This window comes from Pseudomonas sp. 44 R 15 (genome assembly GCF_900004965.1).
GTDB classification, from domain to species: domain Bacteria; phylum Pseudomonadota; class Gammaproteobacteria; order Pseudomonadales; family Pseudomonadaceae; genus Aquipseudomonas; species Aquipseudomonas orientalis_A.
In genome coordinates this window covers 1-14,878 of sequence record NZ_CVTU01000099.1, presented here as the reverse complement: position 1 = coordinate 14,878, position 14,878 = coordinate 1, and the positions used below count along the sequence as shown (strand labels likewise).

At 62.8% G+C, this 14,878-nt stretch carries 13 protein-coding genes; 10 read left to right on the top strand and 3 right to left on the bottom strand.

Features of this window, described 5'->3' with window-relative positions; all coding sequences use genetic code 11:
• Positions 1 to 15 precede the first annotated feature (15 nt).
• Positions 16 to 2,295 (top strand): phosphoenolpyruvate--protein phosphotransferase, encoded by a 2,280-nt coding sequence (gene ptsP / locus BFP93_RS16255; protein WP_065887067.1) that lies wholly within the window; start codon positions 16 to 18, stop codon positions 2,293 to 2,295.
• Between the two features lie 65 nt (positions 2,296 to 2,360).
• Here ptsP and BFP93_RS16250 read toward each other — a convergent pair whose 3' ends face one another.
• Positions 2,361 to 3,107 carry an NRDE family protein gene (locus BFP93_RS16250; protein WP_065893868.1) on the bottom strand — a complete coding sequence of 249 codons (747 nt, stop codon included), beginning with the start codon at positions 3,105 to 3,107 and terminating at the stop codon, positions 2,361 to 2,363.
• Between the two features lie 216 nt (positions 3,108 to 3,323).
• Here BFP93_RS16250 and lgt point away from each other — a divergent pair, with 216 nt between their 5' ends.
• Entirely contained in the window at positions 3,324 to 4,136 is an 813-nt protein-coding gene (lgt, locus tag BFP93_RS16245) for a prolipoprotein diacylglyceryl transferase (RefSeq protein ID WP_065887069.1), read from the top strand.
• A 51-nt stretch (positions 4,137 to 4,187) separates the two neighbouring features.
• Positions 4,188 to 5,021: a thymidylate synthase gene (locus BFP93_RS16240; RefSeq protein WP_065893867.1), complete on the top strand. Its 834-nt coding sequence runs from the start codon at positions 4,188 to 4,190 to the stop codon at positions 5,019 to 5,021.
• Between the two features lie 69 nt (positions 5,022 to 5,090).
• Here BFP93_RS16240 and cadR read toward each other — a convergent pair whose 3' ends face one another.
• Positions 5,091 to 5,531, bottom strand: coding sequence for a Cd(II)/Pb(II)-responsive transcriptional regulator (gene cadR, locus BFP93_RS16235; RefSeq protein ID WP_065893866.1), 441 nt, complete (start codon positions 5,529 to 5,531; stop codon positions 5,091 to 5,093).
• 85 nt (positions 5,532 to 5,616) lie between these two features.
• Here cadR and BFP93_RS16230 point away from each other — a divergent pair, with 85 nt between their 5' ends.
• From BFP93_RS16230 to BFP93_RS16200, 7 genes are all read left to right on the top strand, one after another.
• On the top strand, positions 5,617 to 7,863 hold the full coding sequence (locus BFP93_RS16230) for a heavy metal translocating P-type ATPase (RefSeq protein ID WP_065893865.1): 2,247 nt from the start codon (positions 5,617 to 5,619) through the stop codon (positions 7,861 to 7,863).
• Positions 7,864 to 7,879: 16 nt separating this feature from the next.
• Complete coding sequence (locus tag BFP93_RS16225) at positions 7,880 to 8,743, top strand: LysR family transcriptional regulator (RefSeq protein WP_065887073.1); 864 nt, start codon at positions 7,880 to 7,882, stop codon at positions 8,741 to 8,743.
• A 182-nt stretch (positions 8,744 to 8,925) separates the two neighbouring features.
• Positions 8,926 to 9,990, top strand: a complete 1,065-nt coding sequence (locus BFP93_RS16220; RefSeq protein ID WP_065887074.1) for a putative 2-aminoethylphosphonate ABC transporter ATP-binding protein — start codon at positions 8,926 to 8,928, stop codon at positions 9,988 to 9,990.
• Between the two features lies 1 nt (position 9,991).
• On the top strand, positions 9,992 to 11,704 hold the full coding sequence (locus BFP93_RS16215) for a putative 2-aminoethylphosphonate ABC transporter permease subunit (RefSeq protein WP_065893864.1): 1,713 nt from the start codon (positions 9,992 to 9,994) through the stop codon (positions 11,702 to 11,704).
• Between the two features lie 20 nt (positions 11,705 to 11,724).
• Positions 11,725 to 12,738 (top strand): putative 2-aminoethylphosphonate ABC transporter substrate-binding protein, encoded by a 1,014-nt coding sequence (locus tag BFP93_RS16210; protein WP_065893863.1) that lies wholly within the window; start codon positions 11,725 to 11,727, stop codon positions 12,736 to 12,738.
• A gap of 123 nt (positions 12,739 to 12,861) precedes the next feature.
• On the top strand, positions 12,862 to 13,989 hold the full coding sequence (locus BFP93_RS16205) for a TIGR03364 family FAD-dependent oxidoreductase (protein WP_065893862.1): 1,128 nt from the start codon (positions 12,862 to 12,864) through the stop codon (positions 13,987 to 13,989).
• Positions 13,989 to 14,561 carry a phosphonate degradation HD-domain oxygenase gene (locus BFP93_RS16200; RefSeq protein WP_065893861.1) on the top strand — a complete coding sequence of 191 codons (573 nt, stop codon included), beginning with the start codon at positions 13,989 to 13,991 and terminating at the stop codon, positions 14,559 to 14,561. Before BFP93_RS16205 ends, BFP93_RS16200 begins: the two co-directional genes overlap by 1 nt.
• On the opposite strand, the gene BFP93_RS16195 is transcribed toward BFP93_RS16200, so the two are convergent.
• On the bottom strand, positions 14,540 to 14,878 hold a 339-nt coding region (locus BFP93_RS16195), incomplete at its 5' end, for a DUF3482 domain-containing protein (protein ID WP_141687978.1). The genes BFP93_RS16200 and BFP93_RS16195 overlap by 22 nt on opposite strands.

Sequence of the window (14,878 nt, the reverse complement as noted above, 5' to 3'; positions counted from 1 at the left end):
GTTCGACCCCGAGCCATGCTCAATACGCTGCGCAAGATCGTCCAGGAAGTTAACTCCGCCAAGGATCTCAAGGCGGCGTTGGGGATTATTGTGTTGCGCGTCAAGGAAGCCATGGGCAGCCAGGTCTGCTCGGTTTACCTGCTGGACCCCGAGACCAACCGTTTTGTGCTGATGGCCACGGAGGGCTTGAACAAGCGCTCCATCGGCAAAGTCAGCATGGCGCCCAATGAAGGTCTGGTGGGCCTGGTGGGGACGCGTGAAGAACCCCTGAACCTTGAAAATGCGGCCGATCACCCGCGTTATCGCTACTTTGCCGAAACCGGCGAAGAACGCTACGCCTCGTTCCTCGGTGCGCCGATCATTCACCACCGCCGCGTTGTCGGCGTGCTGGTCATCCAACAGAAAGAACGCCGTCAGTTCGACGAAGGTGAAGAAGCCTTCCTGGTGACCATGAGCGCGCAGCTCGCCGGGGTGATCGCCCACGCCGAGGCCACCGGCTCGATTCGCGGCCTGGGGCGCCAGGGCAAGGGCATCCAGGAAGCCAAGTTCGTCGGCGTGCCGGGTTCGCCGGGTGCCGCCGTGGGTACCGCCGTGGTCATGCTGCCACCGGCCGACCTCGACGTGGTGCCGGACAAGACCGTCGATGACATCGACGCTGAGATCAAACTGTTCAAGACCGCCCTGGAAGGCGTGCGCGCCGACATGCGCAACCTGTCGACCAAGCTGGCGACCCAGTTGCGCCCCGAAGAGCGTGCGCTGTTCGATGTCTACCAGATGATGCTGGACGACGCGTCCCTGGGTAACGAAGTCAAGACCGTGATCAAGACCGGCCAGTGGGCCCAGGGCGCACTGCGCCAGGTGGTCACCGATCACGTCAACCGTTTCGAAATGATGGACGACGCCTACCTGCGCGAACGTGCCTCGGATGTACGCGACCTGGGTCGCCGTCTGCTCGCCTACCTGCAGGAAGACCGCACCACCAACCTGGTCTACCCCGACAACACCATCCTGATCAGCGAAGAACTGACCGCCACCATGCTCGGCGAAGTGCCTGAGGGCAAACTGGTGGGCCTGGTCTCTGTATTGGGTTCGGGCAACTCCCACGTGGCGATCCTGGCCCGTGCCATGGGCATCCCGACGGTGATGGGCCTGGTGGACCTGCCGTATTCCAAAGTGGATGGTATCGACATGATCGTCGATGGCCATCGCGGCGAAGTCTTCACCAACCCCAGCGAATTGCTGCGCAAGCAATACGCCGAGGTGGTCGAGGAAGAGAAACAGCTGGCGCTGGGCCTGGACTCATTGCGCGAACTGCCGTGCGTGACCATCGACGGCCACCGTGTGCCACTGCTGGTCAACACCGGCCTGCTGGCCGATGTGGCCCGTGCGCAACAGCGCGGCGCGGAAGGGGTAGGGCTGTATCGCACCGAAGTGCCGTTCATGATCAACCAGCGTTTCCCGAGTGAGAAGGAGCAGCTGGCGATTTATCGCGAGCAACTGCAAGCCTTCCATCCGTTGCCGGTGACCATGCGCAGCCTGGATATCGGCGGCGACAAGTCACTGTCGTATTTCCCGATCAAGGAAGACAACCCCTTCCTCGGCTGGCGCGGTATTCGCGTCACCCTCGACCACCCTGAAATTTTCCTGGTGCAGACCCGCGCCATGCTCAAGGCCAGCGAAGGCCTGAACAACCTGCGTATCCTGCTGCCGATGATCTCCGGCACCCACGAGCTGGAAGAAGCCCTGCACCTGATCCACCGCGCCTGGGGCGAAGTGCGCGACGAAGGCGCCGACGTGCCGATGCCGCCGATTGGCGTGATGATCGAAATTCCGGCGGCGGTGTATCAGGCCAAGGAGCTGGCGCGGCAGGTGGACTTCCTGTCCGTGGGCTCCAACGACCTGACCCAGTACCTGCTGGCCGTGGACCGCAACAACCCACGGGTCGCCGACCTTTACGACTACCTGCACCCGGCCGTGCTGCAAGCGCTGCAACACGTCGTGCGCGACGCCCATGCCGAAGGCAAGCCGGTGAGTATCTGCGGGGAAATGGCCGGCGACCCGGCGGCGGCGGTGCTGTTGATGGCGATGGGCTTTGACAGCCTGTCGATGAACGCCACCAACTTGCCGAAAGTGAAGTGGATGCTGCGCCAGGTTGAATTGAGCATGGCCAAGGATTTGCTGGCCGAGCTGATGACCATCGACAACCCGCAGGTTATCCACAGCTCGCTGCAATTGGCGCTGAAGAATCTGGGGCTGACGCGGATGATCAATCCGGCTTCTGCCAAGACTCTCTAGAGACATGCGCTGATCAAAAATGTGGGAGGGGGCAAGCCCCCTCCCACATTTGATTTTTGGTGTGATTAAAGATTGAGTTCGACTTCACCCAGCCTGCCACCCTGCGGCCCGAAACTGCGCTCCACCATCCGCCGCGTGCCGTCGGCATTCACAATCAGCGCCGTGCTCGCCCGTGTTCCGTAACTGGGGCTGGCGATAAATACGCTCGACAACAGGCTCTCCGTCGCCAGGCCGACGCCGGTATCCGGCAGCTCGGCGAACGGTGCGGTCTGCGGGTCGCTCAAGATATCCAGCAACGCCTGTGGCTGCGGATCGTCGAGGATGTCTGCGAGTGCGGCCCTGGCCTTGAGCAACTTCGGCCAGGGCGTATCCAGCCCGGCATTGGACAAACCGTACACGCCGGCCTTCAACCGCGTCGGCGTGGTCTCGTTGGCGTTGTAATGCCACAGTTGGTCCGGTGTGCCTACCAGCAGGTTGAACCCGGCGTATTCAATCGAGCGGCCATTAACATCGGCCAGATAATCGTCAATCGACAGCGAACCACTGAGAAAACGCGCCACCAGTTCGCCACGGGACTTGCGTGACGGTGGCTGGTGCGGGTCGCGGATATTGGTCAGTGCGGCAAAGCGCCCGTCGGCGTTAACCCCCAGCCAGGTCCCGCCCGCTTCCTGGTCGCGACCGGCATAGACCTGGGGTAGATCCGGCCATTGCGCCAGGGGCAGGCTGGGCCGGGCGTAGAACTCATCGCGGTTGGCCGCGACGATCAGCGGCTGGGCATGGCCCGGCCGCCAGGCAAAGACAATCAGGCACATCGGGCGATCCCTTATGTGTTTTTCCTCACTCTACCCACACAACTGCGAGCGTTCCATCGCAACGAAGTTGGGCCGCGCACCTTCCATCCGTTAACATGCCGGGCCGTTGGGTGTGTATGTGAACTTCTTAATTTGATCTCGCAGCTGTAACGCAGGCTTAATCGCGCATCGGCATGGTCCGATGCGTCATGACTAAATGTTTAACGAGGAGTCGCAATGCTGCCTTACCCGCAGATCGATCCGGTGGCCCTGGCCATCGGTCCGCTGAAAATCCACTGGTACGGGTTGATGTACCTGATCGGCATCGGCGGTGCCTGGCTGCTGGCTTCCCGGCGCCTGAACCGTTTCGACCCGACCTGGACCAAGGAGAAGCTCTCCGACATGGTGTTCTGGATGTCGATGGGGGTAATCGTCGGCGGGCGCCTGGGGTATGTGCTGTTTTACGATTTGTCGGCGTATATCGCCAACCCGACGCTGATCTTCGAGGTGTGGAAGGGTGGCATGGCGTTCCATGGCGGCTTTGTCGGCGTGATGATCGCCGCCTGGTGGTTCGGCCGGCGCAACGGCAAGTCGTTCTTCCAGTTGATGGACTTCGTCGCACCGTTGGTGCCCATCGGCCTGGGCGCCGGGCGCATCGGTAACTTCATCAACGCCGAGCTGTGGGGCAAGCCCACCGACGTGCCGTGGGCCATGGTGTTCCCGCCGTTCAGCGACCCGGCGCAACTGCCGCGCCATCCGTCGCAGCTGTACCAATTCGCCCTGGAAGGTGTGGCACTGTTCCTCATCCTCTACCTCTTTTCGCGCAAACCACGCCCAACCATGGCGGTTTCCGGGATGTTCGCGCTGTTCTACGGGATCTTCCGCTTTATCGTCGAGTTCGTGCGGGTGCCGGATGCGCAGTTGGGCTACCTGGCGTGGGGCTGGCTGACCATGGGCCAGGTCCTCAGTATTCCGATGATCCTGGCGGGCCTGGGCCTGTTGTGGTGGGCATACAACCGTCCGCAACCGCTGAAGAACGCCGCGCTTTAAATTCGAATGCCAGGACCAGGAGGTCCTGGCTTCAACGATACGGGTAATCACATGAAGCAATACCTCGAACTCCTGCACGACGTCGTGACCAATGGCCTGACCAAGGGCGATCGTACCGGCACCGGCACCAAGGCCGTGTTCGCCCGCCAGTATCGGCATAACCTGGCCGACGGCTTCCCGCTGCTGACCACCAAGAAGCTGCACTTCAAAAGCATCGCCAACGAGCTGATCTGGATGTTGAGCGGCAACACCAACATCAAGTGGCTCAACGAAAACGGCGTGCGCATCTGGGACGAATGGGCCACCGAAGACGGCGACCTGGGCCCGGTGTACGGCGAGCAGTGGACCGCCTGGCCCACCAAGGACGGCGGCACGATCAACCAGATCGACTATATGGTTCACACGCTCAAGACCAACCCCAACAGCCGCCGCATCCTGTTCCACGGCTGGAACGTCGAATACCTGCCGGACGAAACCAAGAGCCCCCAGGAAAACGCGCGTAACGGCAAGCAAGCGCTGCCCCCGTGTCACCTGCTCTACCAGGCGTTCGTGCACGACGGCCACCTGTCGATGCAGCTGTACATCCGCAGCTCCGATGTCTTCCTCGGCCTGCCCTATAACACCGCCGCGCTGGCGTTGCTCACCCACATGCTGGCGCAGCAGTGCGACCTGATCCCCCACGAGATCATCGTCACCACCGGCGATACCCACGCCTACAGCAACCACATGGAACAGATCCGCACCCAGCTGGCGCGCACGCCGAAAAAGCTGCCGGAACTGGTGATCAAGCGTAAACCGGCATCGATCTACGACTACAAGTTCGAAGACTTCGAAATCGTTGGCTATGACGCGGATCCGAGCATCAAGGCTGAAGTCGCGATCTAAAGCCTGTCTCGGTAAAAGTGTGGGAGGGGGCAAGCCCCCTCCCACATTTTGATCTGTGTTCACTTGAGGCTAATGGCCGTGGCTTCTGCCCACGTGCGAGGGCTCGGCCTCGCTGGCCGCAATCCCTCCGCTGACTTCCAACTGCTGCAGGATTCCACACGGCTCCCCACCCCCGCAGCGCTGGCGCAGGTCCAGCAATTGCTCCTGCAACGCCAGCAGCCCATCGATCCGCGCCTTTACATGGTGGATATGCTCATCAATCAACGCATTCACGCTTTCGCACTGGTCCTGGGGGCTGTCGCGCAGGCTGAGCAGGCTGCGGATTTCTTCCAGTGTCATGTCGAGGCTGCGGCAGTTGCGGATAAAGATCAGCCGCTCGGTATGCGCCTGGGTGTACACGCGGTAGTTGCCGTCCGTGCGTGCGGGGGGTGGCAGCAGGCCTTCCTTCTCGTAATAACGGATGGTTTCCACCGGGCAGTCGGTGAGTTTGGCCAGTTCGCCGATCTTCATCGCAGCAATCTCCAAATGGGTGCTTGACCCTATAGTGGCTACAGGGTCTTTACTTGGCAACAGGCACCTTTCCGGACGCGACACCATGAGCGATTCCCTCCACACCCCGCACAAGCACGACCACGATCACGATCACAGCGAGCACACGCTCAAGCCGGTGCATGACCACGGCGGCGCCTGCTGTTCCGGCGCTCCGGCACCTGCGCGGGTGCAACTGAGCGACGCTCCCACCGCCGGCTCGCGCCTGAGCACCTTTCGCATCGAAGCGATGGACTGCCCTACCGAACAGACGCTGATCCAGAACAAACTGGGCAAGCTTGCCGGCGTGCAGCAGTTGGACTTCAACCTGATCAACCGCATCCTCGGCGTCACCCACGATTTGCCGAGCACTGCGCCGATCATCGACGCGATCAAATCCATCGGCATGCAGGCCGACCCGATTGAAGAAGGCACGCCTGCTGCCGCCCCGCCTGCCAAGAAGCACTGGTGGCCGCTGGCTGTGTCGGGCGTGGGCGCGTTGGGCGCCGAGGTCCTGCATTTCAGCGGCATTGCACCGACCTGGGTGATCGCCCTGGTGGCATTGGTGTCGATCCTCAGCGGTGGCCTCACCACCTACAAAAAGGGCTGGATTGCCCTGAAAAACCTCAACCTGAACATCAACGCACTGATGAGTATCGCCGTGACCGGCGCGGTGCTGATTGGCCAGTGGCCGGAAGCGGCGATGGTGATGTTCCTGTTTACGGTGGCCGAGTTGATCGAAGCCAAGTCACTGGACCGTGCGCGCAATGCCATCAGCGGCTTGATGCAGATGACCCCGGAACAGGCCACGGTGCGGCAGGCTGATGGTTCCTGGATGGAGCAGGAGGTCAAAAGCATTGATCTTGGCGCCATTGTGCGGGTCAAGCCCGGCGAGCGCATTGGCCTGGACGGCGAGGTGACTGCTGGTCAATCCACCATCGACCAGGCACCGATCACCGGTGAAAGCCTGCCGATTGAGAAGACCGTGGGCGATAAAGTCTTCGCCGGTACGATCAACCAGGCCGGCTCCCTGGAATACAAAGTGACCGCAGCGGCCAACAACTCCACTCTGGCGCGGATCATCCACGCGGTGGAGCAGGCCCAGGGCGCCCGGGCACCGACCCAGCGTTTTGTCGACAGCTTCTCGAAAATCTACACCCCGGCGGTGTTCCTGTTTGCCCTGGGCGTGGCCGTCATCCCGCCGCTGTTCATGGCGGGCGTCTGGTTCGACTGGATCTACCGCGCCCTGGTGTTGCTGGTGGTCGCGTGCCCGTGCGCCCTGGTGATCTCCACCCCGGTGACCATCGTCAGCGGCCTTGCGGCGGCGGCGCGCAAAGGCATCCTGATCAAGGGCGGCGTGTACCTGGAGGGCGGTTACAAGCTCGACTACCTGGCCCTGGACAAGACCGGCACCATCACCCACGGCAAGCCGGTGCAAACCGACTATGTGCCGCTGTTCGACACCGTGCAGGACAGCGCGCCGGCCCTGGCCGCGAGTCTGGCGGGGCGTTCCGACCACCCGGTGTCCCTGGCCATCGCCAACGCGGCGGTGGATAAAAACCTGCCGTCCCACGTTGTGGATAACTTCGAGGCATTGCCCGGGCGTGGTGTGCGCGGTGACATCAACGGCGAAACCTACCATCTGGGCAACCACCGTCTGGTGGAAGACCTCGGGCTGTGCTCGCCGGCGCTGGAGGAGAAACTCTTCGCCCTGGAAAAACAGGGCAAGTCCGTGGTGTTGCTGCTCGACAAGTCCGGCCCACTGGCCTTGTTCGCGGTGGCCGACACCGTCAAGGACAGCAGCCGCGAAGCCATCCGGCAACTGCACGACCTGGGCGTCAAGACCTTGATGCTGACCGGCGATAACACCCACACCGCCCAGGCGATTGCGGCTCAAGTCGGTATCGATCAGGCCCGGGGCGACTTGTTGCCCACCGACAAGCTGCAAGCGATTGAAACGCTCTACGGCCAGGGCTACCGCGTCGGCATGGTCGGCGACGGCATCAATGACGCCCCGGCCCTGGCCCGTGCCGAAATCGGCTTCGCCATGGCTGCGGCGGGCACCGACACCGCGATCGAGACCGCCGACGTGGCATTGATGGACGATGACCTGCGCAAGATTCCCGCATTCATCCGGCTCTCCAGGCAAACGTCGAGTATCCTCAAGCAGAACATCGCCCTGGCGCTGGTGATCAAGGCGATTTTCCTGGCGGTCACGTTCCTCGGCATGGCGACCATGTGGATGGCGGTGTTCGCCGACATGGGCGTCAGCCTGCTGGTGGTGTTCAATGGCCTGCGCCTGTTGCGCAAGTAGACGATGAGAGGGCGGTGTGCTGAGTGCTGAGCTGAAGGCGTTTTACAAGGTCGCCCGCCTGGGCAGCATCACCCAGGCGGCGAAAAAACTCGGCCTGAGCCAGCCCACGGTCACCACCCAGATTCGCAACCTGGAAAGCCAATACGGCGTTGAACTGTTCTACCGTGGCGGTCGCCGTCTGACGGTGAGCGATGAAGGCGCGCGGTTGTTGCCGATGGTCAAGGCGCTGTTGCAGCAGGAAGCGGATATCGAGTTTTTCCTGCGTAACAATGGCCAGGTTCAAGGCGCGCTGAGGATCGCCGCGACGGCGCCGTACTACATCCTCGATCTGGTCAAAGCCTTTCGCGAACGCCTGCCGCAAGTGGAAGTGTCGGTGGAAATCGGCAACTCCCAGCAGGTGCTCGAAGCGCTGGACGACTACCGTGTCGACGTCGCCGCCTCGTCGCAATTGCTGGAGGACGCGCGCCTGGTGCGTCGTGTGCTCGGCACTGATCCTCTGGTATTGGCGGTGCATCGCAACCATCCGTTGGCCAGGCTTGATCATGTGCCGTTGACTGCGCTGGCCGGGCATACGCTGCTGATGCGTGAGGCGGGGTCCACCACCCGCAGACTGACGGAAGACATGCTCCAGGGCGCTGGCGTCAGCTACGGGCCGCTGCTGGAAATCGGCAGTCGTGAGTCGATCCGCGAGGCGGTGCTGCGCAATATCGGCATCAGCATCATTGCGCGGCAGGAAGTGCCCCATGATCCGCAGCTGAAGGTGCTGACCCTTGAGAATGCGCCGCAGATTCCGGAGTATCTGTACTGCCTCAAGGAGCGCAAAGGTGCGCGGCTGCCGGCGGCTTTCCTTGGCCTTGCCCAGGAAATGTCGCCAATTTGATCGTTCCCACGCTCCGCGTGGTAACGCCTCCCGGGACGCTCCGCGTCCCGCTTGATCATGCTCACCTCCAAGAGCCCAACCCAAATCCACCAATACCCCTATCACGCCCTTTTGCCCTTCTGCCACATCAGCGAAGTATTCCCCCCCTAGCATGGCCTTCATCCGATCGATGAGGCGCCACCATGAACACAGCCCTGACCCACCCCGGCGCACCGATGAAGGTGCGCGGTCTCCAGAAACGTTTCGGCGCCTTTACCGCGCTCGATAACGTGTCGCTGGATGTCGCCGCCGGCGAGCTGGTGTGCCTGCTGGGCCCGTCCGGCTGCGGCAAGACCACCATGCTGCGCTGCATCGCCGGCCTTGAGCACCAGGACAGCGGCGAAATTTACCTGGGTGACCGCGATGTTTCCCGGCTGCCGCCCCAGGCGCGGGACTACGGCATCCTGTTCCAGTCCTACGCGCTGTTTCCCAACCTGACCGTAGAAGCGAACATCGGCTACGGCCTTACCGGCAGCGGTCGCGATGAGGTACGCAAGCGTGTCGGGCAGATGCTTGAACTGGTCGGCCTGCTCGGCAGCGAAAAGAAATACCCCGGCCAATTGTCCGGCGGGCAACAGCAGCGGGTAGCCCTGGCGCGGGCCCTGGCGCCGGCACCTTCGTTATTGCTGCTGGATGAACCGATGTCGGCCCTCGACGCCCAGGTTCGCGAGCATCTGTGCACCGAACTGCGCCAACTGCAACGACGCCTGGGCATCACCACGCTGATGGTTACCCACAATCAGGACGAAGCCATGCTGATGGCCGACCGTATCGCCGTGATGAACAACGGCAAGGTCGAGCAATACGCGACGCCCCAAGACATCTACGACCGCCCGGCCACGCCGTTCGTGGCGGAATTTGTCGGCCAGGGCAACTGGTTGCCGTTCAGCCGCAACAGCGCCAGCCACGCCCAGGTCGGTGGGCTGAAGATGCGCCTGGCCGACGACGCCGGCATGGCCACCTCCGGTCGTCTGTTCTGCCGGCCGGAAGCCATCAGCGTGAATCCGCCGGTGCATGAAGAAAACCTGTTTGCGGCCAAGGTGCGCGAGATCACGTTTCTGGGCAACCGCTGCCGCATGAGCTTCGAACTGGCGCAGCTGCCGGGCCACGCGTTGCTGGCCGAACTTGCACCACACGACATGCCGCGCCTGGGCAGCCAGGATATCTGGGTGGCGTTGCCGCCGCGCAGCCTGCAGGTGTTTGCCTGAGATGGCTGCGATCATGAGCGTGCCGCTGCCGCGTCAGGCGGCCCGCGCCGGGTGGGGTGACCGCCTCTTCGTGGTCGGCGGCAAATGGCTCTGGCTGGGCCTGTTGGTGGTGGCGGTGCTGCTGCCGCTGCTGGCGATCTTCTGGCGTGGCTTCAGCAGCGAAGCTGGGCAGGGCGGCGGCCTGATCGCCGCACGTGAATTGCTGACCAGCGCCAATTTCCACTGGTTGCTGGGCAATAGCCTGAAAGTCTCCCTGAGCGTAGCCGCCATCGTCGTACCGCTGGCCTATCTGTTTGCCTACGCGCTGCAGCGCACCTTGATTCCCGGCAAGGTGATCTGGCGCGGCGTGTCGCTGCTGCCGTTGATGGCGCCCTCGATGTTGCCGGGCATCGCGCTGGTGTACCTGTTCGGCAACCAGGGGCTGTTGCGTGGGTTGCTCTCGGACAATATCTACGGCTTCTGGGGCATTGTCCTGGGCGAAGTGATTTACACCTTCCCACACGCCCTGATGATTCTGCTGTCCGCATTGTCGCTGGCGGATGCGCGCTTGTTCGACGCAGCCTCCAGCATGGGCGCCAGCCCCGCCCGGGCGTTTCGCAGCATCACCTGGCCGGCCACGCGCCAGGCGGTGTTCGCGGCGTTCTGTTTGGTGTTTACGTTGACGATCACCGACTTCGGCGTGCCGGTGGTGGTGGGTGGGGACTACCAGGTGCTGGCCCTGGAAGCCTACAAGGCCGTGGTCGGTCAGCAACAATTCGGGCGCGGCGCGTTGATCGGCATGGTGCTGCTGTTGCCGGCGCTGTTCAGCTTTGGCGTGGATGCGTGGTTGCGCCGCCGTCACGGTGATGCCATGAGCGGCCGTGCCCAGGTCTTTCAGCCGCTGCCGTCGCGTCCAAGGGATGGCTGCTACCTGGCCATCGTGCTGCTGATCTGCGCGGCCCTGCTGCTGGTGTTCGGCATGGCGGTGTATTCCTCGCTGGTCAAATTCTGGCCCTATAACCTGTCGCTGTCGCTCAACCACTATCAGTTCGAAGACACCGCCGGTGGCGGTTGGCTGGCCTATCGCAACAGCCTGACCATGGCACTGTGCACGGCGCTGATCGGCAGTGTGCTGATCTTCACCGGTGCCTATTTGATGGAAAAAACCAAGGGCCAAAAGGGCCTGAACCTGGCCCTGCGCCTGCTCAGCTTTGTGCCGATGGCCGTGCCGGGCCTGGTGCTTGGCCTGGGCTATGTGTTCTTTTTCAACCTCGGCGGCAACCCGCTGCATGTGTTCTACGGCAGCATGGCACTGCTGGTGGTGTGCACCATTGCTCACTATCTGACCACCGCACAAATGACCGCCACCACCGCACTGCGCCAACTGGACGCCGAATTCGAAGCCGCCGCGTTGTCCCTCAAGGCGCCGCTCTACCGCCATTACCTGAAAGTGACGGTGCCGATCTGCCTGCCCGCGCTGCTGGATATTCTGCGTTACCTGTTCGTGTCGGCAATGACCACCGTCTCCGCTGCGATCTTTCTCTACAGCCCCGACACCATCCTCGCCGCCGTCGCCGTGTTGAACATGGACGACGCCGGCAATGTGGGCGGTGCGGCGGCCATGTCGACCCTGATTCTGTTCACCTCAGGCAGCGTTTCGTTGCTGCTGGCGTGGGCTTCACGTGGCGCCTTGCGCCGCTCCCAAGCCTGGCGCCAGACCGCGCCCGGGCAATGATCCTTCAAAGGAGGTATTCCATGTTCAAGCCCCTGGCGCTGGTCGCTGCCGTACTCACTGCATTCAGCCTGAATGCCTTCGCCAAGACTGAGCTGACCGTGTACACGGCCCTCGAAGCCGAACAGTTGAAGACCTACAAAAAGGCCTTCGAACAGGCCAACCCCGACATCGAGATCAAGTGGGTGCGCGACTCCACCGGCATCATCACCGCCAAACTGCTGGCCGAGAAAGACCGCCCGCAGGCTGACGTGGTCTGGGGTCTGGCCGCCTCCAGCCTGGCGATACTCGACCAGCAAGGCATGCTCGATACCTATGCCCCGAAAGACTTGGACAAGATCGGCAAAAACTACCGCGACGCCGCCAACCCGCCGGCCTGGGTCGGCATGGACGTGTGGGCCGCCACCATCTGCTTTAACACCGTCGAAGCCGAAAAGCAGGGCCTCACCAAGCCGGTGAGCTGGCAGGACCTGACCAAGCCTGAGTACAAGGGCAAGATCGTGATGCCCAACCCGGCCTCCTCCGGCACCGGCTTCCTGGACGTGAGCGCCTGGTTGCAGACCTTCGGCGAGAAGCAGGGCTGGCAGTACATGGATGACCTGCACCAGAACATCGGCCAGTACGTGCACTCCGGCTCCAAGCCGTGCAAGTTGGCGGCATCCGGTGAGTTCCCAATCGGGATTTCGTTTGAGTACCCGGCCGTGCAGTTGAAGCGCCAGGGCGCACCGCTGGACATCATCCTGCCCAAAGAGGGCCTGGGCTGGGACATCGAAGCCACCGCGGTGATCAAGGGCACGACCCATGCCGAGGCTGCGAAAAAACTGGCGGACTTCTCTGCAAGCCCGGCGGCGATGGCGTTGTACAAGGACAATTTCGCCGTGCTCGCCCAACCGGGGATCGCCAAACCGCAGACTGAATTGCCCGCCGATTACGAGCAGCGGTTGATCAAGAACGACTTTGTGTGGGCGTCGAAGCATCGCGACAGCATTCTGGCTGAGTGGCGCAAGCGTTATGACGGGAAGTCGGAAAAGCAGTAACCGATCGTTCCCACGCTCCGCGTGGTAACGCCGCTCTGGACGCTCCGCGTCCGCTCTTGAACGTCGTGACGCAGAGCGTCACTGGATGAGTTCCCACGCGGAGCGTGGGAACGAGAGGACGGTATGAGTAGTGATCTGTTAATTGTCGGCGCCGGCATCCTCGGCCTCTCCCATGCCTACGCCGCCGCCAAGCGCGGCCTCAAGGTCAAGGTCTTCGAACGCAGCGCCACGCCCCTGGGCGCGTCGGTGCGTAACTTCGGCCAGGCGCTGGTCACCGGCCAACCGCCGGGGCCGATGCTCGACCTGGCAAGGGAAAGCCGCGCTATCTGGGGGCATTGGGCGCAGGTGGCCGGCCTTGCGCTCAAGCGCAATGGCTCCTACCTGTTTGCCCGTACCGAAGCCGAAGCGCATCTGCTCGAAGCCTTTTGCCGCGGGCGTGCCCGCGAGCACGGCTACAACGTCGAGCTGCTGCAAGGCGCGGCCTTGAATGACCTGTACGCCGGCCAGTTCCGCCATCACCGCGCCGCGCTGCATGGCAGGGACGACCAGCAACTCTATTCACGCGAAGCGATTCCGGCGCTGATCAACTACCTGGCGCAAGCGCTGAACGTGGAGTTTCACTTTTCCACCTTGGTGCATGACGTCGAGCCGGGCCAGTTGCACAGCACGGCGGGGCGTTTTCGCGGCGAGCAGATCATTGTGTGTTCCGGTCACGACTACCAGACCCTGCTGGCCGATTCGATGGCCGCACTCAACCCGCAAGTCTGCCGCCTGCAAATGCTGCGGGCACGGCCGGCGCATGACCTGAACCTGCAACATGCGCTGCTGACCGGCCTCAGTTGCGTGCATTACGGTGCGTTTGCCGACTTGCCCGAGGCCGCCGCGGTACAGGCGCAGATCCTGCGCGAAACGCCGTACTTGCAGGCGCACGGGATTCACCTGCTGATCAGCCCCACGCCCCATGGCGAGTTGATCATCGGCGATTCCCATGATTACGGCAGCGATGCATCGCCCTTCAACGCCGAACAGGTCGATGACTGGCTGATCGAACTGGCCGAGCAGACCCTGGGCTGCAAGATCCAGGTGGTGGAGCGTTGGCAGGGTGTGTATGGCTCGCGTGGGCCCGCGCCGTTTTCATTTGTCCAGGCGGCTGCGGGCATCAGCGCCGCGTTGATGCATACCGGTGTGGGCATGAGCGTTGGCCCGGCGATGGCCGAGCGAAATATCACCACAGTGTGGGGGCCTGAGTGATGACTCGGGAGCGCTTGCTTGCCGAGCTGTTCGGCCTGTACGAACGCCATGGCACGGCGGATTACATCGGCGAGCCGGTGTCGCAGATCGAGCACATGTCCCAGGCCGCGCAGCTCGCGATGGCCGAAGGCTTTGACGATGAAGTGGTGCTGGCGGCGTTCTTCCACGATATCGGCCACCTCTGTGGGCAGGGTGGCGAGGGCATGGGTGGGTATGGCGTGCTCAGCCATGAGCGGCTTGGCGCAGATTACCTGCGCCGTGCAGGCTTCAGCGAACGCATGGCGAAGTTGGTGGAATATCACGTACAAGCCAAGCGTTACCTGACCTTCAAGCAGCCGGACTATTACGCACAGTTGAGCGAGGCCAGCCGCCGCACGCTGGCGTATCAGGGAGGTGTGATGACCGCGCAGCAAGCACAGGCGTTCGAGCAGGACCCGCTCTGTCACATCAGCCTGCGCATGCGCCATTGGGACGAACAGGCCAAGCAAATGCACATCTCGTTGCTGGACCTTGAAGTGCTCAAGGCCAAGGCCCTGCGACTATTGGCCGATCAGGACGCGCCCAGCCGCTGAGCCAGCGCCTGGATTTGCGCCTGACGCTCGGCCTGGTTCAACTTGGGGTGTGGGTTGAGCGACGACCATTGCGGATAGGCGCGGGCCCTGTTCAATGCGTCCGGCAGCTTGCCTTCGCGCCAGGTCTTGTCCTGGGGCGTGTCGACTTTGATGCTGTGCATGGCCGCATGGCCGCGCAGGTTCAAGGCCTTGACCAACTGGCGCTGGCGCAGGGCGAGCAGGCGCAGCACGCTGTCGTCGACGGTCAGCTCGCGCTGGCCCTTGATCTTGCCGAGCAGGCGACTGCCGTAGCTGCGTGCGGTTTGCAGGGCGCCGCC